This is a genomic window from Gudongella sp. QWL-04 (assembly GCF_058683975.1).
Genome location: NZ_CM178754.1, coordinates 424,844 through 447,748 on the forward strand (window position 1 = coordinate 424,844; position 22,905 = coordinate 447,748).

The 22,905-nt window shown below is 40.8% G+C and carries 22 protein-coding genes; 17 read left to right on the forward strand and 5 right to left on the reverse strand.

The genetic code is table 11. The features are described 5' to 3' along the window. Nucleotides 1–31: 31 nt before the first annotated feature. From AC4PHB_RS02125 to AC4PHB_RS02140, 4 genes are all read left to right on the forward strand, one after another. Complete coding sequence (locus AC4PHB_RS02125; protein WP_492137019.1) at nt 32–1,273, forward strand: MFS transporter; 1,242 nt, start codon at nt 32–34, stop codon at nt 1,271–1,273. An 18-nt stretch (nt 1,274–1,291) separates the two neighbouring features. After that, a complete protein-coding gene (locus AC4PHB_RS02130; RefSeq protein WP_492137020.1) occupies nt 1,292–2,632 on the forward strand; it encodes an alkaline phosphatase family protein in 1,341 nt (446 codons plus the stop codon). After that, nucleotides 2,620–2,970, forward strand: coding sequence for a DUF488 domain-containing protein (locus AC4PHB_RS02135; RefSeq protein WP_492137021.1), 351 nt, complete (start codon nt 2,620–2,622; stop codon nt 2,968–2,970). Before AC4PHB_RS02130 ends, AC4PHB_RS02135 begins: the two co-directional genes overlap by 13 nt. Nucleotides 2,971–3,058: 88 nt before the next feature. Continuing rightward, nucleotides 3,059–4,426 (forward strand): PhoH family protein, encoded by a 1,368-nt coding sequence (locus AC4PHB_RS02140; RefSeq protein ID WP_492137022.1) that lies wholly within the window; start codon nt 3,059–3,061, stop codon nt 4,424–4,426. A 56-nt stretch (nt 4,427–4,482) separates the two neighbouring features. On the opposite strand, the gene AC4PHB_RS02145 is transcribed toward AC4PHB_RS02140, so the two are convergent. From AC4PHB_RS02145 to AC4PHB_RS02155, 3 genes are all read right to left on the reverse strand, one after another. After that, on the reverse strand, nt 4,483–4,680 hold the full coding sequence (locus AC4PHB_RS02145; protein ID WP_164906070.1) for a cold-shock protein: 198 nt from the start codon (nt 4,678–4,680) through the stop codon (nt 4,483–4,485). A 180-nt stretch (nt 4,681–4,860) separates the two neighbouring features. Continuing rightward, a complete protein-coding gene (locus AC4PHB_RS02150) occupies nt 4,861–5,799 on the reverse strand; it encodes an ArsA family ATPase (protein ID WP_492137023.1) in 939 nt (312 codons plus the stop codon). Between the two features lie 11 nt (nt 5,800–5,810). Further along, on the reverse strand, nt 5,811–6,098 hold the full coding sequence (locus tag AC4PHB_RS02155; RefSeq protein ID WP_492137024.1) for a DUF7990 family protein: 288 nt from the start codon (nt 6,096–6,098) through the stop codon (nt 5,811–5,813). 344 nt (nt 6,099–6,442) lie between these two features. On the opposite strand from AC4PHB_RS02155, the gene AC4PHB_RS02160 reads away from it, so the two are divergent. The 11 genes from AC4PHB_RS02160 to AC4PHB_RS02210 all read left to right on the forward strand — a co-directional run bounded on the left by AC4PHB_RS02160 (nt 6,443) and on the right by AC4PHB_RS02210 (nt 18,573). After that, nucleotides 6,443–7,585, forward strand: a complete 1,143-nt coding sequence (locus tag AC4PHB_RS02160; protein WP_492137025.1) for a BMP family lipoprotein — start codon at nt 6,443–6,445, stop codon at nt 7,583–7,585. A gap of 220 nt (nt 7,586–7,805) precedes the next feature. Continuing rightward, a complete protein-coding gene (locus AC4PHB_RS02165) occupies nt 7,806–9,353 on the forward strand; it encodes an ABC transporter ATP-binding protein (protein ID WP_492137026.1) in 1,548 nt (515 codons plus the stop codon). After that, entirely contained in the window at nt 9,343–10,524 is a 1,182-nt protein-coding gene (locus AC4PHB_RS02170; RefSeq protein ID WP_492137027.1) for an ABC transporter permease, read from the forward strand. The genes AC4PHB_RS02165 and AC4PHB_RS02170 overlap by 11 nt, the downstream gene beginning before the upstream one ends. Then, nucleotides 10,524–11,489 carry an ABC transporter permease gene (locus AC4PHB_RS02175; protein WP_492137028.1) on the forward strand — a complete coding sequence of 322 codons (966 nt, stop codon included), beginning with the start codon at nt 10,524–10,526 and terminating at the stop codon, nt 11,487–11,489. The genes AC4PHB_RS02170 and AC4PHB_RS02175 overlap by 1 nt, the downstream gene beginning before the upstream one ends. A gap of 138 nt (nt 11,490–11,627) precedes the next feature. Next, complete coding sequence (locus AC4PHB_RS02180) at nt 11,628–12,329, forward strand: B3/B4 domain-containing protein (RefSeq protein ID WP_492137029.1); 702 nt, start codon at nt 11,628–11,630, stop codon at nt 12,327–12,329. 27 nt (nt 12,330–12,356) lie between these two features. Beyond that, nucleotides 12,357–13,124 carry a serine hydrolase gene (locus AC4PHB_RS02185; protein WP_492137030.1) on the forward strand — a complete coding sequence of 256 codons (768 nt, stop codon included), beginning with the start codon at nt 12,357–12,359 and terminating at the stop codon, nt 13,122–13,124. Then, nucleotides 13,125–14,483, forward strand: a complete 1,359-nt coding sequence (locus AC4PHB_RS02190; RefSeq protein WP_492137031.1) for an amidohydrolase family protein — start codon at nt 13,125–13,127, stop codon at nt 14,481–14,483. Between the two features lie 144 nt (nt 14,484–14,627). Further along, a complete protein-coding gene (locus AC4PHB_RS02195) occupies nt 14,628–15,050 on the forward strand; it encodes a universal stress protein (RefSeq protein ID WP_492137032.1) in 423 nt (140 codons plus the stop codon). 132 nt (nt 15,051–15,182) lie between these two features. Next, entirely contained in the window at nt 15,183–16,826 is a 1,644-nt protein-coding gene (locus tag AC4PHB_RS02200; RefSeq protein ID WP_492137033.1) for a M20/M25/M40 family metallo-hydrolase, read from the forward strand. 212 nt (nt 16,827–17,038) lie between these two features. Further along, nucleotides 17,039–17,656: a fasciclin domain-containing protein gene (locus AC4PHB_RS02205; protein ID WP_492137034.1), complete on the forward strand. Its 618-nt coding sequence runs from the start codon at nt 17,039–17,041 to the stop codon at nt 17,654–17,656. A 14-nt stretch (nt 17,657–17,670) separates the two neighbouring features. Continuing rightward, entirely contained in the window at nt 17,671–18,573 is a 903-nt protein-coding gene (locus AC4PHB_RS02210) for a helix-turn-helix domain-containing protein (protein WP_492137035.1), read from the forward strand. 23 nt (nt 18,574–18,596) lie between these two features. Here AC4PHB_RS02210 and AC4PHB_RS02215 read toward each other — a convergent pair whose 3' ends face one another. Both AC4PHB_RS02215 and AC4PHB_RS02220 read right to left on the reverse strand, forming a co-directional pair. Continuing rightward, on the reverse strand, nt 18,597–19,955 hold the full coding sequence (locus AC4PHB_RS02215; RefSeq protein WP_492137036.1) for a GntP family permease: 1,359 nt from the start codon (nt 19,953–19,955) through the stop codon (nt 18,597–18,599). A 110-nt stretch (nt 19,956–20,065) separates the two neighbouring features. Next, nucleotides 20,066–20,425: a cupin domain-containing protein gene (locus AC4PHB_RS02220; protein ID WP_492137037.1), complete on the reverse strand. Its 360-nt coding sequence runs from the start codon at nt 20,423–20,425 to the stop codon at nt 20,066–20,068. A gap of 327 nt (nt 20,426–20,752) precedes the next feature. Here AC4PHB_RS02220 and AC4PHB_RS02225 point away from each other — a divergent pair, with 327 nt between their 5' ends. Together AC4PHB_RS02225 and AC4PHB_RS02230 are read left to right on the forward strand one after the other, a co-directional pair. Beyond that, complete coding sequence (locus AC4PHB_RS02225) at nt 20,753–21,424, forward strand: response regulator transcription factor (RefSeq protein WP_492137038.1); 672 nt, start codon at nt 20,753–20,755, stop codon at nt 21,422–21,424. Between the two features lie 6 nt (nt 21,425–21,430). After that, nucleotides 21,431–22,840, forward strand: coding sequence for a sensor histidine kinase (locus AC4PHB_RS02230; RefSeq protein WP_492137039.1), 1,410 nt, complete (start codon nt 21,431–21,433; stop codon nt 22,838–22,840). Nucleotides 22,841–22,905: the final 65 nt, after the last annotated feature.

Consider the following 22,905-nt stretch of genomic DNA (forward strand, 5'->3'; position numbering starts at 1 on the left):
TATAACGATAATATTTTGGGAGGAGTTTAAGATGAAGCTCACCAAGGAAGAAAAATCATGGATACTTTACGACTGTGGTAACTCAGCATACTCAATAGCTATAACCACAGCCCTTTTACCTGTAGTGTTTGGGATGTTCAAAAATGTCCAAAGCAGTATGGACCTGGGATATTTCAACACAATAGCCAGTATGATCGTGGCTGTAATAAGTCCGGTATTGGGTACGATTGCTGATTATAAGGGTATGAAAAAGAAATTTTTTGCATTTTTCGCTGCCATAGGAATACTTTTCACTGCGGCGCTGGCATTTATTCCTCCTGCAAGTGGACTGTGGCAGCTGTTGGCACTATTCTACATAATGACATCAATTGGATTTGCCGGATCCAATATTTTCTATGATTCATTTCTCGTTGACGTATCTGCGGACGAAAGGATGGATAAGGTATCAACAAGAGGTTACGCCTTTGGATATATATTTAGCGTGATCCCATTTGGTATCAGCCTCCTGGTAGTATTGCTGATGGGAATGGATAACCCAGCAGGATATCAGATTGGATTCGTGATCACAGCATTATGGTGGGGTATTCTCACCATCCCGATATTGAAAAATGTCAAGCAGGTATATTATGTTGAACCGGAACCGGATCCCGTAAAAAACAGCTTTAGAAGACTTATGACCACATTCGGAAATATAAGACAGCATAAAACTGTATTTCTTTTCCTGATAGCATATTTTTTATATATAGACGGAGTGGATACCATAATCAAAATGGTAGTTCCTTATGCTACCAGCGTACTCGGAAGTAATGCCTTGGACACATTCACTCTTCTTGGCATACTTCTGGTTATTCAAATCATAGCCTTTCCATTTGCGATCCTTTATGGCAACCTGGCAAAGAAATACTCAGCCAGAGCCATGATAATAGTTGGAATAGTGACTTATATAATAGCATGTATAGCAGCTTACTTTATCTCCTCAGTCTGGCATATATTCATCCTTGGTGCGCTTATAGGCTCTGCTCAAGGCGGAATACAGGCATTAAGCAGGTCTTATTTCGCAAAGATCATACCAAAGCAGAACTCCAACGAGTTCTTTGGCTTCTACAATATTTTTGGAAAGTTTGCCGCAATAATTGGACCAGCCCTTATGGCTTTGACGACAGATATAACAGGAAATGCACAGTACAGTATCTTTTCTATAATACCACTATTCATTGGAGGATTAGTGGTGTTTCTTAAGCTTCCCAAGGACGAAGGCAGAATAGAATACTAGGAAGCTGAGGTGCAAATAATGCAGAAATCGAAGAGAAATATTGATCACATGATCGTTATATCCTATGACTCTTTCTCAATATCTGATTGGGACTTTGCAAGGAATCTGCCAAATCTGAAGAGGTTGATTGATAATGGCTCTTATTCAACCAGACTCAGAAGCGTATACCCAAGCCTTACCTATGTGGTCCATTCCACAATAGTTACAGGCTGCTGGCCTGACAGGCATGGAGTATTCCACAATAATCCGCTGCAGCCGTTTGTTGAAGAGAAGGACCAATACTGGCACTGGTACAGAAAAGATATCAAGGTTCCGACTATATATGAGCTGGCTAGGAAGAATGGCTTTGTAGTTGCAGGTATTCTATGGCCAGTGACCGGAAGGGCTGATATAAAATACAATCTCCCAGAGCTTGCTGCTGTAAGAGGGGAAAACCAGATTCTAAAGATACTTCGAAATGGGAATCCATTCTACAGCCTTGAAATGGAGTTGAGATTTGGCAAGTACAGGAATGGAGTCAATCAACCTGAGCTCGATGACTTTTCTACAATGTGTGCATGTCACACTATAAAAACAAAAAAACCTGGTTTAATGCTTTTGCATCTCATCGATCTTGATGACACCAAGCATCGGTTTGGAGCTAAATCTGATGAGGCTAAGGAAGCTATCGGAAGAATGGACAAGAGAATAGGATCGATAGTAAATTCAATTGAAGCTGCAGGTTTAACAAATCAAACCACAATTATCATTCTGGGTGACCATGGACAGCTTGATGTAAAATACAAGGTTCACCTTAACAATCTGTTGCTTGATAACGGGTTAATAAGTAGAAGTGGAGAAGACTACGAATGGAAAGCATATCTTCAATCTGCAGATGGCTGTGCCTATTTGCATATAAAACCAGGGGAAGAATCAGCAGAAGAGGAAGCGTTGCAAGTACTTAGGATTGCTTTTGAAAAAGAGGAACTTGGTATTGAAGCGATATTAGACAGAAATACATTGGACTCGATGAGGGTCGGGGAAGGCGTTAATTGGGTGGTAGAGGCAAAAGAGGGTTATGAATTCGCAGACTCTATCAGCTCCGAAATAGTTGAGGACTTAAGTAAGTCAGGAATAGGACATGCAACTCATGGCTACTCGCCAAAGAAGCCTGGATATAGCTGTTGCTTTGTTGCATCTGGATCAGGTTTAAGAAAGAATTTTGACATCAGAGAAATGGATATGGTAGATGTCGCACCAACGCTTGCTGCAATACTTGGTATTGAGATGCCTGGTACTGATGGGGAAGCAGTTTGTGATATATTTGAGCAACCGGGGGATAAGTTCTTAGACCAAAGGAGGTCATTATGTACGAAATAAGAATCAAACGGATTTATGATGAGCCTGAGGAAAATGACGGTTTCAGAATACTGGTCGACAGGCTCTGGGCAAGAGGAATAACGAAGGAGAAAGCGATGCTGGATACGTGGGCAAAGGAAATTGCACCGAGCAACGAACTAAGAAAGGAATACCACAATTCAGGCGATGCTTCATGCTTCAGGGATAAATACCTTATGGAGCTTGAAAATAATCCGTCGAATGAAAACATTAAGGAAACTATCAAGGGAAAGCTATTAAGCTCTAATGTCACTCTATTGACCTCGGCAAAAAATATGGACTACAATCACTGTCACGTCATCAAGGAATGGATTGGGTAAAATTTACACCCAATCGATTTATTTGTTGACCGCTTTAGTGTAAAATATAAGTAGTGGTATAGTGGTGAATCTAATATGGAGGTGCAAGATGAAGAAAACCTACGTTCTTGACACTAATGTCATCATTCAGTCTCCATTAGCTCTGTCCTCTTTTGAGGATAATAAGGTTGTTTTACCAGTTGCCGTTCTGGAAGAGCTTGATAAGCTTAAAAATGACGATGCTGAACGTGGAGCAAATGCACGCCAGGCGATTCGTTATCTGGAAAATCTCCGGCTTAAGGGGAACCTATACGAAGGAGTCCCTCTGGAAAACGGAGGACTTATCAAAATTGAAACTAATTACTCCAACGTAGACATCCCTCAAGGCTTCCACCATGATTCAAACGACAACAGGATATTAAAGGTATGTAAAGGCCTTATGGATGACGACGAAAACCTGATTCTTGTAACTAAGGATATTATTGTAAGATTGAAGGCTCAGATGATGGGTGTTGTTGCTGAGGACTTTACCACAGAGCAATCGCCTGTATTCGAAAAGCAATATACAGGGAGAATGGATGCCTATACCAGTGATAGGGCAATGGCAGACTTTAAGAAGAAAGGCATAAATCCTGAAAGTATATTTACCGTAAAGGGATTTGAGAGGATTCCTGTCGAACCGATTCCTAATCAATTTTTCATTTTGCACTCTGAAACCAATGAAAAGAAAACTCTCCTTGGACGGTTTGACGGCTCTAAAATTGTTCCTTTAAGGAGTATCAACGAGGAACCCTTCGGAGTAAAGCCAAAGAATGTAGGACAGAGATTCCTTCAGGAAGCTCTAATGCAGGATGCAGACGTTGCGCCCTTGGTAATTATAAAGGGAACAGCTGGTACAGCAAAAACCTTCTACTCACTGGCAGTCGGGCTCCAGCATACCTATGAGCCGTCTTCAAAGCGCTACAGAAAGATACTCATAACGAGACCAAACGTACAATTTGATGAGGATATCGGTTTTCTTCCCGGTACAGAGGAGGAGAAGATAGCCCCTTACCTAAGACCAGTAATAGATAATCTTGAGATACTTGTCGACAGGAATGAAAACGAAAGATATAAGAATGAAAAACAGTTAAGGGATAAAATAGATGAGCTTTTCTATAGAGGGATCATTGTAGCTGAGGCCATGAACTTCATAAGAGGCCGTTCAATAACAAATACATATTTAATTATCGATGAAGCACAGAACCTTACTCCAAAGCAGGTCAAGGGAATCATAACAAGGGTTGGTAAAGGCACGAAGGTGGTACTTTTAGGAGATCCTCAGCAGATAGATCATCCTCTTCTGGATGAAAAAACCAACGGGCTGAGCTATGCTTCAGAAAAGATGAAGGGCAGCGAGCTTTGCTTTCAATTGACAATGCTTCCGGATGAATGTCTGAGATCGACTTTAGCTCAGGATGCATCCAGCAGAATGTAAGGAATACAAAAAACAGAAACCCCCGGAGTAATCTCCGGGGGTAGTTTGTCTCTGGATTAAAGAGTAACTATATTCTCAGCTTGAAGACCTTTTTGGCCTTCTACAACGTCGAATGAAACTGCTTGACCTTCTTCAAGAGTCTTGAAGCCGTCTTTTTTGATTTGTGAGAAGTGAGCGAAAACGTCTTTTCCGTCTTCTCCTGTGATAAATCCAAATCCTTTTTCTGCGTTAAACCATTTTACTGTACCATTCATAATGAGTACCTCCATAAATTATATTTCTTAAAACGACTTCAGTAATTCAGTTTCAAATTCCCGATACTCGTTACTATTATGAATAGCAAGTATTGAAAAAGTTACTGTTTACCTTGTACCGATTAAGTTCTTGCTAAGCATATCACAGAAATAGGAATAAAGCAAGGGTCTTGAGAAATATTATTTCTCTAGCTCGCTGAATTTTTCTGCCATGACCTCAATATTATCAGCCTTCACATCACTTTTCAACATGGGGAGAGTATATATTTTTTTGCCCTTGAAGGTTTCCCTGATCATCTCTAGGTACATTTGCTCATCCTTTTTCTTGCTGATCCAGAACTCATCAGTCATATCCTCAGGGAGAATCTTGTTTACAACAACTCCATCAACCAGGATATTATACTTCTCCAGAATTTCGATAGCCTTTCTGGTTTCGTCGATAGGAAGCTTTTCAGCGTTTATGACAAACATAAAGGATAGAAGCTTATCATCCATCATGATTTTCTTAGCCTGGCTGATCCTGTCATATCTTGCCTGAAGTATCTTTATCACTCCATCCTTACCAATATTTTCTTCTGTTTTCTTTGCTTGATTCATAGCCATAGACATTATTGAGATGGACTTCTTTCTTTTTTCAATAAGTGACTCAAGCCATCCTCCTAAAAGCTCCGGAAGCGTAAGCAGCCTTACAGTGTGACCGGTAGGCGCGGTATCAAAAATGATCCTGTCGTAATGATTGCTCTCCAGGACTATTATCTCTATCATCTTGTCGAACAGGGCGGCTTCCTCAGTACCGGGTGATATAGCAGCCGCATCTATCTGCTTGTTTATCTCTGCAACTATGACCGGGCTTACAACATTTTTAAGACTCTCTCTTACCCGATTCATGTAGAGATTGCTTTCTTTTTCTCCACTGATCTCAATAGCGTCCAGATTAGGCAATAGCTGGCTTATAGATTCAGTTATCTGTTTACCAAAGATATCAGATGTGGAATGAGCCGGGTCAGTGGAAACCAATAAAGTTTTAAAACCTTTCTTTGCTGAATGAAGAGCATAGGATGCACTGCAGGTAGTCTTTCCGACTCCGCCTTTTCCTCCAAAAAATACAATTTTATTCATATCGTTCCTCCCTATGCATCAAAGCCGTAGTCAGCCCATTTTTGCTGCCAAATATACATCTTGCTTATCATCCTGAATTGCCAGCCTTCAAGATCCTCTGCTATCAATGGCAGGATCTCAAGGGAATAATAGGTGGTAGGAATTGGTATGCCCAAGAGGTCCCCATAACAGAGAAGAATAAACTCGTCCATTACATCATGGGCTTCCTTTACCATAATCTCCCTGGACCTTCTGTTAAAATCAGTTGCTGCTCCAAAAAAATCCTTGAAAAAAGTTAAGTACTCCTTTACCTTATCCAATCTCTACACCTCCTGTTATGATTCCTACTATATCATGTATATTATTATACCAGTAATCTAGTCAAATTTTACTGAATTTAACAAAATATGGATTCAATAAAATAAAGTTCAATGAAATACAAACCTATAGTGTACTTATTGACGATTTATTTCATTATTTTGGTTTACCGGAGTAAGTAGATTGTTGAAAAATTGATTTTGTGGGTATCATTAACATGTTGAAGTGGCTCTGCAATCCCAAATTTCGAGGGTCATACCTTTGGAAGGTATTGTAATATCGACGGTTTAGGGATATAATTTACACAGAGACACAATACAAAGAACCAGATTAGGGGGGTAAAATAATGAAAAGAGTACTGGCGATTGCTATGGCAATCATGTTGGTGGTTATGAGCTTGGCAGGATGCAGCCAACCAGCTGCAGATACTGGAGCAGAGATTGCTCTGATCACCGATAAGGGTAACATCGACGACAAGTCATTCAACCAAGGTGCTTGGGAAGGCGTAGTAGCCTTTGCGGAAGCAGAAGGCATCTCACACACCTACATCAAACCTGAGGAAGCATCAGATGCAGGTTACCTGGCAGCAATTGACCTGGCAGTTACAGGCGGTGCAAAGGTAGTTGTTACTCCTGGATTCCTCTTTGAGGTTCCAATTTACGAAGCACAAACCAAATATCCGGAAGTTAAGTTCATACTTCTTGATGGAGCACCACACACTGCTGACTATGCAACCTTTGAAACAAAGGAAAACGTAGCAAGTATCATGTATGCTGAAGAGCAATCAGGCTATCTGGCTGGCTATGCTGCAGTTATGGATGGCATGAAGGATCTAGGATTCATGGGTGGTATGGCAGTTCCTGCAGTACAGGCATTTGGATATGGTTTCCTCCAAGGAGCTGAGGATGCAGCTGCTGAGATGGGATTGGCAGATGGATCGATAAAAGCCACTTATCACTACACAGGAAACTTTGAAGAAAACGATACTAATAAAGCTACAGCGAGAACTATGTATCAGGAAGGTGTAGAGGTTATATTTGCAGCCGGAGGAGCAGTTGGCAAGAGCGTTATGTCAGCAGCATCAGAGGCTGGAGCTAAGGTAATAGGCGTTGACGTTGACCAAAGATACGACAGTGATACAGTCATAACTTCAGCAACAAAGGGTCTTGCACCTTCAGTAATCAGCGTACTTGAGTCAATTTATAAAACTGACAGTTGGGCAGACTTTGGTGGTAAGACGACCTACTTCAATGCTGCTAACAATGGAGTTGGACTTCCTACTGAAGTTATAGGCGAAGAGGGAGCTGACGCTTTCGACAGATTCTCAAGCTTTGATAAAGCAGCTTATGACGATTTGTTTGGAAAGCTTGCAGCAGGTGAAGTAGAAGTTATCCGTACAATAGACGTTGCTGATGCAACAGGATATGCAACTGCGGATGAACTTACTTCAGGTCTTGGTCTTGCGAAGGTAGCTGTAACAACCAGATAATTTAATATCAGAAAATATCCATATTGGCCAAAGCCTTATGGAGGAAGTAAACGGGGGAGGCGAAAGTTTCCCCCTTTTTACATATCTTAAAGGGAGAATGTATTGCGAGTGGTTTACAAAACGTCAGGTTTTGGGTATCATAATCTATATTTATATGTTTTCTGCCACTTATTGGCGGAGGTAAGCTTACAAAAAATATATTGGATAAGAAGAGGTCGACGTGGAAAATTATATTATTGAAATGCTTAACATCACAAAGGAATTTCCAGGTATCGTGGCCAACGACGACATCACCTTACGACTAAAGAAGGGTGAAATACACGCCTTACTTGGTGAAAATGGTGCGGGCAAGTCTACTCTTATGAGCGTGCTTTTTGGCCTTTACCAGCCCGAGAAGGGCGAAATCAGAATGAACGGACAGCCAGTCAAGATAAACAATCCAAATGATGCCAACGCCCTAGGCATAGGTATGGTCCACCAACACTTTAAACTGGTGGAAATATTCACCGTATTGGAAAACATTATACTTGGGGTCGAACCTAATAAAATGGGATTTCTTCAAAAACAGGAAGCCAAGGAGAAGGTAGTAGCATTAAGTCAGAAATATGGATTGAAGGTAGACCCTGATGCTTTAATCGAGGATATCACTGTTGGTATGCAGCAAAGAGTTGAAATACTTAAAATGCTCTACAGAGATAATGAGATCCTTATTTTTGACGAGCCCACTGCTGTACTGACTCCTCAGGAGATCAAGGAGCTGCTTCAGATAATGAAGGGCTTTGCTGCAGAAGGAAAATCAATTCTATTTATTACCCATAAGCTCAATGAGATCGTGGAGGTTGCCGACAGGTGTACAGTCCTTAGAAAGGGTAAGTACGTAGGGACAGTTGAAGTGAAGGAGACCACTAAAGAAGAGCTTTCCAGGATGATGGTTGGAAGAGACATTAGCTTTTCAGTTGATAAGGAAGCTCGTACCCCAGGAGATGTGGTGCTTTCGGTCAGAGACGTAACTGTAGCCTCCAAGACTCATAAGAATAATTCTGTCAGGGGAGTGTCCTTCGATGTTCGGGCTGGTGAGATAGTATGTCTGGCTGGTATCGACGGAAATGGCCAAACCGAGTTTGTACATGCACTTACAGGCCTGGAGAAGCTTGTCTCAGGTTCTATCATGCTTTGTGGGAAGGATATAAGCAAAGCTTCAATTAGGGAACGATCGGTATCTGGTATGAGCCATATACCTGAGGACAGACACAAACACGGTTTGGTGTTGGATTATAGCCTTGAAGAAAACCTTGTCCTGCAGAGATATTGGCAGCCGCAATTTCAGAAAAAAGGCTTCATTAAGTTCGATGAGATGAGAAAATATGCTGAAAAGCTGATCAAAAAATTTGACGTAAGAAGCGGGCAGGGACCTGTGACTTCCGCAAGAAGCATTTCAGGGGGCAATCAGCAAAAGGCCATAATTGCCCGAGAAATAGACAAGGAACATGAGCTTCTCGTCGCTGTACAGCCCACGAGAGGTCTTGATGTAGGAGCAATAGAGTATATCCACAAACAGCTTGTCGAACGAAGAGATTCAGGTAAGGCAGTTCTCCTGGTATCTCTGGAGCTGGAAGAGGTAATGAATGTAAGCGACAGGATCCTTGTGATGTATGAAGGCGAAATAGTTGGGGAGCTGGATCCAAAGTCCACCACTGTTCAGGAGCTGGGGCTCTATATGTCAGGTGCAAAACGAGACACACCTAAGGAGATCAAGAATGCAGGATAACAACAACTCATCCATAAAACAAAAATTTGATATAAAGAAAATAACCGGATTACCAGGCTTTGGTTCCTTTACCTCTGCCCTGATGGCTATTGTCTTGGGGCTTATTTTCGGGTTTCTTGTAATGCTGGCAGCAGCCCCTGCAAATGCTGTCGCCGGATTCAGATATGTATTGATGGGAGGCCTCGGAAGAATAGGGGATGTGTTCTACTTTGCAACGCCTATCCTTATGACTGGTCTGGCGGTAGGATTTGCCTTTAAAATGGGCTTGTTCAACATAGGTGCCTCTGGACAGTATACCATGGGTATGTTCTTTGCTCTTTACGTCGGATTCATGTGGGATCTGCCAGGAATTACGCACTGGATAGCAGCGATAATAGCCGGTATGCTCGGAGGCTTGCTTTGGGGCCTTATCCCAGGCATTTTCAAAGCACTGATGAACGTCAATGAGGTAATAACATCAATAATGTTCAATTATATTGGGATGTATCTTGTAGATATGCTTATCCAGGGAAACTCGGCAATGTATATATCCACAAAGACCAGAACCAATTACTTGCCTTCGGAAGTACAGATCCCTTCATTGGGCATACCTGGATCCAACGTTAATCTTGGGATAATATTTGCAATTGTTTTCGGGATAGTTCTATATATCGTACTTCAGAAGACCACCTTTGGCTACGAGCTAAAGGCAACAGGGTTCAACAAGTTTGCTGCAGAATATGCCGGAATGAAGGGGAAAACTAATATAATCATAACAATGGCGATTGCCGGAGGCCTTGCTGGTTTGGGCGGAGCCTTTGCAATTCTGGCACCATCAGCCATCGCAGGCAGCAGTATGACCTACGAACCAGTAAATATTATTGCTGCCAACGGCTTCAACGGTATAGCGGTTGCTTTGCTGGGAAGTGCACACCCGATAGGGACAATTTTTTCGGCATTGTTCATATCTTACATCCAAAGAGGGGGTACCCTGGCAAGTCTTGTAGGCTATAAGCCTGAGATAATTGACATTGTTATCGCAGTAATAATATATTTCTCAGCCTTTGCAATGATAATGAACCATGCAGCAGCATCATTCGTTAAGAAACGACTTGGCAAAGGGGATAAAACCACTGAAAATAGTATTTTGTCAGAAGAGGATGCAGATTCTGAAGAGAAGGAGGCAGAATAATGGATACCGTATATTATTTGATTCAGAATATGCTTCCTGTTGGGATTCCACTGCTTCTTGTAGCACTTGGCGGTATGTTCAGTGAAAGAAGTGGAGTCGTAAATATTGCGCTTGAGGGAATTATGCTGTTTGGTGCATTCTTTGGCGCTCTCTTTGTATACTTTGTTCAAAAATCAGGAATGGGACCACAAACGATACTGCTTCTTGGAATGCTTGTTGCAGCAATAGCAGGTCTTATCTACTCGCTTCTGCTGTCATTTGCATCTGTTACTATGAAGGCTAACCAGGTCATAACAGGGACATCGCTTAACATGCTGATACCTGCAGTGATACTTCTATTTTCAAAAATGTTTTTTAATAGTGATGGCATAACAACAAATATGAACTTTTATATAAGGGAGATACCAATCTTAGGTAAGCTTCCAATAATTGGGCCAATGTTTTTTCAAAGGACGTATCTGACAGTAATGATAGGCTTCGTTTTTTTAATCATCGCTATCATACTCCTTTACAAAACGAGGTTTGGACTAAGGCTTATGGCATGCGGAGAGCATCCGCATGCAGCAGATTCAGTCGGTATAAATGTTTATAAGATGAGGTATGCCGGAGTCAGCATATCGGGAGTACTAGGTGGAATAGGGGGATTCTTTTACTCTGTAGGCGTAATGGACGGTAATGTAAGCGGCCATTCCGGCGTGGCGGGCTTTGGATTCCTGGCACTTGCTGTTATGATCTTTGGCCAATGGAAGCCAGTAAGGATTTTCTTAGCCGCAATGTTCTTTGCTTTTCTTAGAACACTTGCGTATTCAGTATCTCTCATTCCTTTCCTCGCAGACCTTGGAATAAATCAAACCTATTACAAAATGCTACCATATCTGGCTACTATGATCGTACTTGCCTTCACATCAAAGAGGTCGAGAGCACCAAAGGCTGAAGGTATACCATACGATAAATCCCAAAGGTAAATATGTTCATGGATTTAGTGCACCTCGAATGTTAGAAGAAAATCTAATATTCGAGGTGTAACTTTTTGTTTGCTTCCATGTGATATTTATTTAAAGCTGTGCTATAATCATAGGAAAATGACATTAGGAAGTGATCAAATGAAGTACACGGTTGATAAAACAGTCTTTGAAATCAATCCTGACCTAAGGTTTGGGATCATAATCGGAGAGGGGATCAAGAACTCAGAGACAACTCCTGAGGATGAAGCCAGGCTAAGAAGTGCTGAAGAAAAGATGAGGGCCAGCATAAAGGCTGAAGAAATCAGGGATCTGAGAAATGTATCATTGTACAGGGATATAATGACCAAGGCAGGCATCAATCCAAACAAGTACATGGCTTCAGTCGAAGCGATGTATAAGAGGATAATCAAGGGTGGCCAGCTGCCGCTTATAAACGCATTAGTAGACCTGTGCAATGCAGTTGCCGTAGAAGAGATGATTTCCTTAGGGGCACATGATCTCGACGATATTAAGGAGGACCTGGAGGTAAGGTTCAGCAGGCAAGGGGATACATTCCTTCCATTCGGTGAAGTTGATTATGAGGTCGTGGAGCCTGGAGAAATAGTATTTACCAGCGGCAGTGTGGTACAAACCAGGAAGTGGCTATGGAGGCAAAGTGAGCTGGGTAAGACAGATCTTGAGAGCAATCACCTAATTTTTCAGCTTGTTGGTTTTGGAGGAAATGGGGATCATTCACTTGACAGGGCTTTGAATTCGATTGAGGAGCTGATCATTAACCGCTTTGGAGGTAGGTTCAGGACCTTCGTCTTAGATAAGGAGAACAGGTCGATAGAGTTTTGATTATGTATCAGTGGGAGGTATTGAGGGATGAAAGAGCTTGTTATGAAAATGATGGAGGAGCTTCAAGGAAATGTAGGAGTTTATTACAAGGACCTTACAACCGGAAAAAGCTTCGGTATAAGAGATGATGAGCCATACTTGGCTGCTAGTGTCATCAAGCTTTTGGTTCTTCTGGAGGCCTTTAAACAGGAGAATCAAGGGAAAATCAGTTTTGACCAAATCATCGAAATAAACAAAGAGGATAAGCTCCCTAGCTGCGGGTCATTGACTTACATGCATGATGGTTTAAGGGTTAATCTTATGGATCTATGCGTACTCATGATAATTCAAAGTGACAATACAGCAACAAATATTCTGATAAGGCTGCTTGGTATGGATGCTATAAATACCAGCATAGAGGAGCTGGGATTCGATATTACAAAACTGAATAGATTACTTTTTGATTCCGAGGAACAAAAAAAAGGCAAAGAAAACTACATATCTCCAAAGGAAATGGGAATATTCCTTGAAAAACTATATAATGGACAACTTATATCTGAAAAAGCCAGCATTGCTATGCTGGATATCATGAAAAAACAGCAGTTGAATCATAAGATCCCTTATTTTATACCAAAAGGAATAAAAATAGCACATAAAACAGGCGAAGACGATGGTATAACAAACGATGTCGCACTGGTATTCTCAGAAAAACCCTATGTTATATGCTTCGCAGCATATGGGACCAACGTACAGATGACAGAGGATTTTTATAGAAAGACTGCAAAGCTTTGCTATGATCTGTCTATTGAAGGGTAGGTGATAATTGTGCTTGATCTGGTGCTGTTAAATGGATTAGTAATTGACCCTGCAAATAAGGTCATGAGCAAGCTGAATGTAGGAGTACTTGAGGGTAAAATTGCAGCTGTAACTGCTGATGCTTTGGTTGGCAAAAATATCATAGACTGCTCGAGTTATATCGTATCCCCTGGATTTATTGATATTCACATGCACGAGGATCCAATCGAAAGCTCAGGAGAGGGATTTAGACATTGCATTTCCCTCAGTATGCTGAGGATGGGAGTTACTACTGCCATAGGCGGCAATTGTGGCTTAGGTCCAGCAGACCCGATAGAGTATCTCTCTCTGGTAAATAGACTAGGTTACCCGATAAATATAGGGCTGCTTTCATCACATAGTAATCTCAGAGCAGCATTTGGAGAATTTGACAGATATGAGAAGGTGGGCAAGGATACTATTGAAAGGATGTCTGAAAAGCTCAATAAGGAACTTGAAGGAGGTACTCTAGGCCTTTCCTTCGGTGTGAGATATATTCCGGGATTAGATGATATTGAACTTGAAAGGCTTTCATTAGTTGTTTCTGAAAAGAAGAAACTTCTGGCGGCTCATGTACGAGATGATGCAAAGCAGGTAATACCATCTATTAAAGAACTTTCATCCATATCGGAGAAAATAGGGGTAAAGCTTCAAATATCACATATCGGGAGTATGGCAGCTTATGGACAGATGGAGGAAGCCCTTACGCTCATAGACGGTCTCTGTGCTTCAGGAATCGACATTGGGGTAGACTGCTATCCTTACGACGCATTTGCTACACTTGCAGGCTCGACTACCTTCGACGATGGTTTTTTGGAGAGATATGGATGTGAGTATGATGCTTTGCAGGCTACTCAAGGTACATATCGTGGCAAGTCACTTGATGAAAATAGTTTTTTGGATATAAGGAATAATCATCCAGAGTATCTTATCATCGCCCACGTTATGAAATCACACGAAATTGATCTTGCTCTGAAGCATCCCAGAGTCATAATAGCAAGCGATGGTATGCTAAATGAGGGGAATGGTCACCCAAGAGCTGCTGGAACCTTTCCAAGGATTTTGGGTAAATATGTCAGGGAGCAAGGTACTTTGATTCTTTATGATGCAATTAAAAAAATGACGGCACTTCCTGCTGCTAGACTTGGAATAGCTAAAGGGAATCTATCGGTAGGAAGTGATGCAGATATAACGATATTTGACCCAATATCAGTAATTGATACCGCTGATTTTGAGGATCCCCTAAAGCCACCACAAGGTATCGAGTATGTGATAATAAATGGTAAAATTGCGTTTGGAAATGGTGAAATCTTAAGAACAGATCTGGGAAGACCAATATGAGCTTGAGCAATCGGTAGCTATAAGCCCAATTATCAGGATAAATGATGAGTTTTGAGATTTTTTTCTCAATAAGGGTATTTATATTGTGACAGTTATATTATTCATAAGGCGGTCCTACAAATGTGTAGTAGGGGAGGGAGTCGAATGAATAGGATCTTGGTTGCGGCAGATGGATCGAAGTATTCTAAGAAGGCGATATTCAAGGCAAAACAGCTGGCGACCTCACTAAATAGTGAGGTAGTGGTAATTACCGTGGCGAATATCTGGGACAATGTGTATGTTCAGAACAGGGAATTAAAGACAGAGCTTGGTAAAACTGCAATTTCCCATGCTCAGAATGTACTTAAGGAGGCTGAGGAGATATTCGAGGGCTTCCCCGGCAAATTCTCCACAGTTTACAAGACTGGCGATATTGTTGATGAAATTGTAAAGTATGCTGAAGAAGGAGACTTTGACCTGCTGATCATGGGAAGCAGAGGTTTGGGGGCTTTTTCTAGAACACTTCTGGGAAGCGTTTCTGATAAAGTTATCCACCACATCAAAACATCAGTGCTGATCGTTAAGTAAATGGCTGGTGTTGATACCTGACAACATGGATTAGACGGCCCCGATAATCTCGGGGTTTTTTTCGTAATTGAAGTGTTAACGCAATACTGGTAGAATATGATGGGGAGTTAAATTATAAAGGAGTTGAGAGGCTTGAACAGACAAAAGAGAATTGAAAGAAATGTGATGGATTATGTTGCTACGGTTACACATACCAGTACTAAGCTTGAGAATAACAACCAGGTATTTTACAAGAAATGGTTTGGAGAGCAGGAATACCTAAGGAACAACCCAGATCACTCAGGATTCTATCCAATAGAAAACGATCATCTGGACAGAACAGTGCCATGGTGCTTGCTTAAGGGGGAAGGAAGCGACACAATAGTGTTGATCCATCACTCAGACATAGTCGATACAGATGTTTATGGACCATTAAAGGATCTAGCCTACTTCCCGGAAAAACTGATGGAAAAGCTTAGAGAAGGAAAGCTAGAGCTGACAGAGGATGCGAAGAAGGATCTGGATAGCGGTGAGTGGCTTTTTGGAAGAGGCGTTGCCGACATGAAGGGCGGAGCAGCGATCCACCTGTCACTCCTTGAAGAGTATATGGATGAAGAAGGCTTCAAAGGAAATCTTCTTTTTATAGCTGTACCTGATGAAGAAAATCTATCAGCTGGAATGAGAGGGGCTATCCCCCTACTGAAGGAGCTAAAGGAAAAACACGGATTGGATTTTGTACTGATGCTTAACGTTGAACCTCACGACAGAGTCAACCCTGAAGTACAGACTTTCTATGATGGTTCGGTAGGAAAGCTTATGCCTGTAGTCTATGTTAGAGGAAAGCTAACTCACGTAGGACATATATTCCAGGGCTTTAACCCGGTAAATCTTTTAGCGGAGATAGTCAGAAGAACTGAAGTAAATCCTGAATTTCTGGAAAGAGTGGGAAACACTGTTACACCACCTCCTACATGGCTTTATTCAAAGGACAGGAAGGAAGTCTATGATGTGAGCCTTCCAATGGCTGCTGCAGGATATATGAGTATATTGACCTTGGCTAAGCCTCCTAAGGATATTTTCGAGGCTATAAGAAGGATTTCAGAGGAATCCTTTGATAAGGTCATTGAAGATCTTAACTCAAGCTATGCTAAATACCTTGAGCTAAAAGGAGAAGAGGAAGCCAAACTGCCTTGGAAAACAAACGTCAAGCTTTATGGGGAGCTTTATAAACAGGCTATAGCAGACTCAGGTGAAGAATTCATAAAAGCAATGGAAGAAATGATGCAGGGGATCAAACAAGAGATCCAGGATCAAAAACTTACAACAATAAATGCAGCATATAGAATAATTGAAAAGACACTTGAGTTTGTCAGCGACATGTCACCTATGGTCGTAATTGCCCTCGCACCACCATACTATCCAAACGTCAACAATCTTATGCTTCCTGATATGAAGCCGAGGATAGATAAGGGTATGGAAGCTGTTGAGGAATTGGCGAAGAATAACTGGGGGCAGGAATGCTACACTCAAAATTATTTCACGGGGATATCAGACCTATCCTATGCAATGTTTGAGGTAGATAAGGAAAACATCGGCTATATTGAAGATAACATGATGCTTTGGAAGGACACCTATTATATACCCCTTGAGACTATGAAGGAGCTCTCTATGCCAGTTATAAACCTTGGTCCTTGGGGCAAGGATTATCACAAGTACATGGAGAGGGTATTCATGCAGGATCTGTATGACAGAACTCCAAAGATGGTAGATAAATTAATAAGGACAATACTTGGCTAGAGCTATATAAAGGAGGCGGTTTAATTTACTGCCTTCTTTTTTTTTGTAAACATGAATGCCTGAATACCAATATTTACAATCATAAAAATCACGGATAGAAATATTTATAAAAAAATTATAAAAAAAGTGTTGACAAATATAACGTAAAGATATATTATTAGATTAAAGAATATAACTAACCGTGATAATAATAAAAATAAGGAGGAACAAAAATGAAAAAGATAATGAGCATGCTGTTAGCATTGATGTTGGTATTTTCATCCGCAGTTTATGCAGAAGAGCAAAGTATAGTAGATATAGCAGTAGGTAATGAGGATTTCAGTATATTGGTAGCAGCGCTACAAAAGGCTGAGTTGGTAGGAGCGCTTCAAGGAGAAGGTCCTTTCACAGTATTTGCACCAACTAATGAGGCATTCATAAAGCTATTGAACGGTCTTGGAATTTCTGCTGAGGATCTTCTGGCTCAACCCGATCTGGCGAAGGTACTATTATACCATGTAGTATCAGGTAAAGTAATGAGTACTGATTTAAGCGATGGACTTAAGGCTCCTTCACTTAATGGTCAGGAGCTTGAATTTGACCTCAAGTCAGGTGTTAAGGTTTCAGGTAGCACAGTGGTTACAGCAGATATTGAAGCATCAAACGGAGTGATACACGTAATTGACACAGTAATGGTTCCTTCAAACTTTTTTTATCAGCCAATGATGGAAATAGAAACAACATCAGCCCCAGTGCTTCCTGCCACTGGATCAGCTGGTCAATTGACTCCGCTGATAGGCTTAGGTATAATGGCACTAGGTGGCCTTCTTATATCAAGAAAGAAATACTAAGTAGAGGTGTTTGAATGAGCGATTTTGGATCCAGACTTAAGAAAGCTAGAAAAAACAAAAAAGTTACCCAGAAGGAGCTTGCCAGGGTATTGGGAGTCGCTCAATCAGCAATAGCAAATTATGAGAATAATACCAGATTTCCCGGATTGGACACACTCCGGGAAATCTCTGATTTTCTAAACATCAGCCTGGATCACCTTTTGGGAGTTGAAGAAAAGGTAAAACATAAGGCTTCACGGTCATTGGAGAGCGAGAATTATTCTAAGATCGCAGATGAATTTTTAGAGCATCTGGTAGATTTTAGAGAGGAACAAGCTAAAGAATTGATCAAGCTAGTTCACTCAGAAGGAATAATGCTGACAACTATCATACAACAGATTTTTGTACCTATACTCCGCAAAGTAGGCATTGGCTGGCAACTAGGCGAAATATCAGTTGCTCAGGAGCATTATATAACAGCCATTATAGACAGACTGATCGATTATCTGTCAGAGAGCCAGGAAACGGTTCCATATCAGAGACTATCTGCTGTATTTATGTCTCCAGGCGGTGAGCATCACGTTTTAACTCTAAAAATGGCAGCAGAATTTTTCAAAGCTGCCGGGTGGAAAACAAGATTTTTAGGTACAAATGTACCATTTGATAGCATAATAAATTTGATAAAGGAAGAAAAACCAGAAGTTCTTGTCATGTCCACCTTGACCACTGAAGGCCTAAACAGTGCAAGTTATCTGATATCAGCTTTAAAAGGTCAGTTGGAGCTGGAATCGCCTAAAGTATTATTAGGAGGAGTAATAATCGATATTGAAAGAACTAAAAAGAATACAAAAGCTGACTATATCCTAAATGATCTCGAGAGTCTACCGAGTACAATTGAAGAGCTTAAGGAGAATATAACAAAACACCGTATTGGTTGAAATATACCAATACGGTGTTTTAATTATATAAAGATCGACATTGCCCAAACGACAACCATTGCAGCCATGCTCCCTAGAGCAGTTGGTATTGATACTAAATCATAACCCTGACGCATTGGAAGATCTCCGTTAGATTTAAGAACTACCCAAAAGTGGCTTGCGTTTGCGTGATAGAAGAATGATGAACCTGCTGCTATGGATAACGCTGCAATTACTGGTGATAGTCCAAGCGAAGGCATCAGCGGTAAAACGATTGCAGATCCTGTTAACAGCGATACTGTAGCTGAGCCATTTGCTACAGACAACAATACAGCAATCAGATAAGGTATAAATACTGCGGGCAAAGCTGTAGTAGCTATCATATCTCCAAGGTAGGTTCCTACTCCAGAGGATTTTAGAACTGCTCCAAATGCACCAGCAGCACCAGTTGCAAGGATTATGAAGCCAGATTTTTCAACTGAGTCATTTAGCCACGAGTACCACTGAGATAGAGTTCTTCTCTCTTTATCCATCATCAATGCTATAACTACTCCTGTTGTCAGTGCAAATATCGGGTGTCCTATGAATCCTAAAGTTGGTCTGATTGCAGCTTCTTTGTCTAGAAAGAGGGACCCAAATGAATTAATACATATTAATAGTACTGGTACAATTATACTTGCAAAAGCCATGAATGCACTTGGGAGAGGTCGCCCATTAGTGCTCTTTAGCTCATAATCATTATCTGTTGCTACTTCAACGTTTTCCATAAAAGCAACTGCAGGGTATTTATTAAGCATGTATCTGCTGTTGCACCAAGCACTCCCTGCCATAGTATAAGCTGCTGAGGATATTAAGCCTAACAGTATCATAAATCCTAAATCAGCTCCTAAAGTACCTGCCGCAGCAATAGGTCCTGGAGTTGGAGGTACCATGGTATGAGTTGCCATGATCCCTGCATTAAGTGCTCCTAAGAGTGCTACCAGAGGTATTCCACCTCTTGCTGATAGTGCTCTTGCGACTGGCGACATAATGACTATTGCTGAATCACTGAATACTGGGATAGAAACCAGATAACCAGTTAATGCCATCGCTAGCTTGCTGTTTTTTCTTCCAACCCACTTTAGAATTGTGTTGGCAAGCACCATTGCACCACCAGTGTCCTCTAGTATTACACCTATAGCACAACCGAGAATTATAACTATACCAATATTTCCTATTGTTCCTCCAAATCCGCCAGTAACCGTAGGGAATATTTCAGAAATCGGGAAACCGAATCCAAATGCTGCAACAACCGCTACTAAAATCAGTGCATAAACCGGATGAACCTTTAGCTTCATTATTAATAATACAAGTGCGATTATACTTACTATCATTACAACCAAAGAACCAAAATCTGCAACCATTATTATCCTCCTAAAATTATTTATTTTAACTCAAGCTGCCTTTCAGAATTTCTTATACTACCTTTCTTTAACAATGCTATAGCTTACTGACTCAAGCCTAATACAAGTACTTATTTATTCTCCCTGTTATAAAGGATTAGTGCAATGTACTCTAAATCCTCGTCACCAACATTTTTTATGGAGTGCGAGCCTTTGTCATTAGTGAGTATTGAATCTCCAGCTTCAAGCTCATGAAACTCACCATTGTCGTTGACTTGAGCTTTGCCTGAGAGAATATAATAGACCTCAAAGTCACCATTGTGAGTGTGATAACCAATTGAGCTGCCAGGCGTTAGAACACTCCTGGAGAATAATCTGCCTGCTCCAGATGCATTTTCTTTGTCAAGAAAATGAGTATTAGTAAGAACTCCTTCTCCACCAAGAAACTCATTGTGAACATCAACCTTCATTTCATAAGACCGTTTAATCATTTTAGACCTCCGTTTGATAATTATTTAACCAATAATAAAAAAAATATACGCCCTCTGGGGATCAAGAGAACGAAATAGGAATACGTTTACCTATATTAATTAATATTTTAACATAGTAAATAAATATTGCAAGCCGTTTCTAGTATTTTACATTTATAACTTATGCCCGGTTATCTATGGAGATATTGTTGGGAGTCGATTATTCTGATATTATTTTGTATAGCAGTAGTTTTAATAAAATAGACTAATTGTTTTTTAACATAAAGCTTTAGATATATTTCACGTGGCTGTCACAAAATGAGTATAGAATGAAATTGGGGTGATATGATGTATAGGCTGCTGATTGTAGACGATGAGAGCAAAATAAGAGAGGTTTTGAGGGAGTATGCTGAATTTGAAGGATATAGTGTCACTGAAGCTTCAGACGGGATGGAAGCGGTCAGACTTTGCAGAGATAATGATTTCGATTTAGTAGTAATGGACATAATGATGCCAAAGCTGGATGGATTTTCAGCTGTCAAAGAAATACGGAAGGCAAAAAATATCCCTGTCTTAATGCTTTCAGCGAGGGGTGAGGAGTATGATAAGCTGTTCGGATTTGAGCTTGGAGCAGATGACTATGTGGTAAAGCCCTTCTCGCCAAAAGAGGTAATGGCAAGGATTAATGCGATAATTGGAAGAAATCAGGGAAGAAATAGAAAATCAGCCTTAAGATTCGATGGATTAGTTATAGATGTAGAGGCCAGGGATGTTTTTGTTGACGGGGATAAGGTTGACCTTACTCCAAAAGAATTTGAACTACTGGTATACCTTGCGTCGAATAAAAACAGGGCATTGTCCAGAGAACAGCTCCTTAAAGAGATATGGGGATATGACTTTTTTGGGGATGACAGGACTATTGATACTCATATAAAGATGCTGAGAAATAATATTGGGCCTTACAGAGAGAATATAGTTACTCTCAGAGGGGTAGGCTATAAATTTGAGGAAAGGAAATGAGGTAAAATGATATCCAAGCTTGACAAGAAGTCCTTAAATTTCAAGTTATGGCTTTATTTCGTATCCTTTGCCGCAGCGATAATGGCATTGCTATGGCTTTTACAGATTGTATTTTTAAACAGCTACTATGAGTCCATGAAAACCAAGGAAATAAGCAGGATCGGAAATGAATTGGCTGCCAAGTATGGATCTTTGGATTTTGAAAATGCCCTGGTGGAGACCTCCTTTAATGAAGGTATTTCGATAAATATTCTGGATCAGACAGGTAAGCTCGTATACCCATTGGATATATTCGACATAGTCCGGCAACCCAGACTAAACAACGCGACATTCTCAGATTTCCTTGCCAGATTATATGGATCTGAGACTGATCATGTAGTATATACGAGGAGTGACAATAGAGTTAGAAATCCAATACTGGTCTATGGAGCAATCTTAAGGAATGTGGATGCTCCGAACTACTTCCTCTTTATAAACTCTATGCTGGAGCCTATAGATTCCACCGTAAATGTTCTGAAAAGTCAGCTTATAAGGATAACCGGAATATCCCTCTTCCTGGCACTTGGTATATCCTTCGTCCTGGCTAGATGGATCTCGGAGCCTATAACACACATAACCAGATCAGCAAGAGCTCTTGCCAAAGGAGACTATGGAGTAAGCTTTGAAAAGGGTTCCTATACAGAAATCGATAATCTTGCGGACACTCTTAATACAACGACAATTGAGCTTTCAAGAGCGGAAGAATTAAGGAAGGATTTGATGGCGAATGTTACCCATGACCTAAAAACTCCATTAACTGTGATAAGATCATATAGTGAAATGATAAGAGACATATCAGGTGATTCAAAGGAAAAAAGAGAGGCCCATCTAGAAACTATAATTCAGGAGACTGACAAGCTGTCATCACTTGTAGATGATATGCTGGAACTCACACGGGTTCAGTCCGGACTTAAAGATATGGAGCTTGAAATCCTGGATATGTCAGAGCTTTCAAGGGAGGTTCTGGATAGATTCAATTACTTCCAGGAAAACGAAGGTTATACCTTCAAACTCACAGCTAATGGTGACACAATTGTCCAGGGGGATAAGAGGAAGCTTTCTCAGGCAATCTATAACCTAATTGGAAACGCTGTCAACTACACAGATGACGACAGACGGATTGAAATAACTGTAGAAGGAGATGAAAATTCAGTCAGGTTTACCATAGAGGATCATGGACCAGGGATAGCTGCTGATGAGCTTGACCATATCTGGGATAGGTACTACAGGGGAGGGAAGAGCCATTCCAGAAGAAAAACCGGATCAGGGATCGGTCTGTCATTAGTAAAATCAATCATAATAGCCCACAATGGGGAATATGGAGTAAGGAGCAAGGAAGGCGAAGGGAGTACCTTTTACTTCAGCCTAAGAAAATAGGCGAGAGCTGCTATTGTAATTGATGCAAATTTTCGGTAAAATCTAACTAAAAGCTAGAAAGAAGG

Coding starts and splice junctions, on each gene's coding strand:
- AC4PHB_RS02160 (WP_492137025.1), top strand. CDS start 6,443: ATGAAAAGAGTACTGGCGATTGCTATGGCAATCATGTTGGTGGTTATG.
- AC4PHB_RS02145 (WP_164906070.1), bottom strand. CDS start 4,680: ATGAATGGTACAGTAAAATGGTTTAACGCAGAAAAAGGATTTGGATTT.
- AC4PHB_RS02130 (WP_492137020.1), top strand. CDS start 1,292: ATGCAGAAATCGAAGAGAAATATTGATCACATGATCGTTATATCCTAT.
- AC4PHB_RS02230 (WP_492137039.1), top strand. CDS start 21,431: ATGATATCCAAGCTTGACAAGAAGTCCTTAAATTTCAAGTTATGGCTT.
- AC4PHB_RS02150 (WP_492137023.1), bottom strand. CDS start 5,799: ATGAATAAAATTGTATTTTTTGGAGGAAAAGGCGGAGTCGGAAAGACT.
- AC4PHB_RS02180 (WP_492137029.1), top strand. CDS start 11,628: ATGAAGTACACGGTTGATAAAACAGTCTTTGAAATCAATCCTGACCTA.
- AC4PHB_RS02195 (WP_492137032.1), top strand. CDS start 14,628: ATGAATAGGATCTTGGTTGCGGCAGATGGATCGAAGTATTCTAAGAAG.
- AC4PHB_RS02185 (WP_492137030.1), top strand. CDS start 12,357: ATGAAAGAGCTTGTTATGAAAATGATGGAGGAGCTTCAAGGAAATGTA.
- AC4PHB_RS02140 (WP_492137022.1), top strand. CDS start 3,059: ATGAAGAAAACCTACGTTCTTGACACTAATGTCATCATTCAGTCTCCA.
- AC4PHB_RS02220 (WP_492137037.1), bottom strand. CDS start 20,425: ATGATTAAACGGTCTTATGAAATGAAGGTTGATGTTCACAATGAGTTT.
- AC4PHB_RS02215 (WP_492137036.1), bottom strand. CDS start 19,955: ATGGTTGCAGATTTTGGTTCTTTGGTTGTAATGATAGTAAGTATAATC.
- AC4PHB_RS02205 (WP_492137034.1), top strand. CDS start 17,039: ATGAAAAAGATAATGAGCATGCTGTTAGCATTGATGTTGGTATTTTCA.
- AC4PHB_RS02225 (WP_492137038.1), top strand. CDS start 20,753: ATGTATAGGCTGCTGATTGTAGACGATGAGAGCAAAATAAGAGAGGTT.
- AC4PHB_RS02125 (WP_492137019.1), top strand. CDS start 32: ATGAAGCTCACCAAGGAAGAAAAATCATGGATACTTTACGACTGTGGT.
- AC4PHB_RS02135 (WP_492137021.1), top strand. CDS start 2,620: ATGTACGAAATAAGAATCAAACGGATTTATGATGAGCCTGAGGAAAAT.
- AC4PHB_RS02170 (WP_492137027.1), top strand. CDS start 9,343: ATGCAGGATAACAACAACTCATCCATAAAACAAAAATTTGATATAAAG.
- AC4PHB_RS02210 (WP_492137035.1), top strand. CDS start 17,671: ATGAGCGATTTTGGATCCAGACTTAAGAAAGCTAGAAAAAACAAAAAA.
- AC4PHB_RS02175 (WP_492137028.1), top strand. CDS start 10,524: ATGGATACCGTATATTATTTGATTCAGAATATGCTTCCTGTTGGGATT.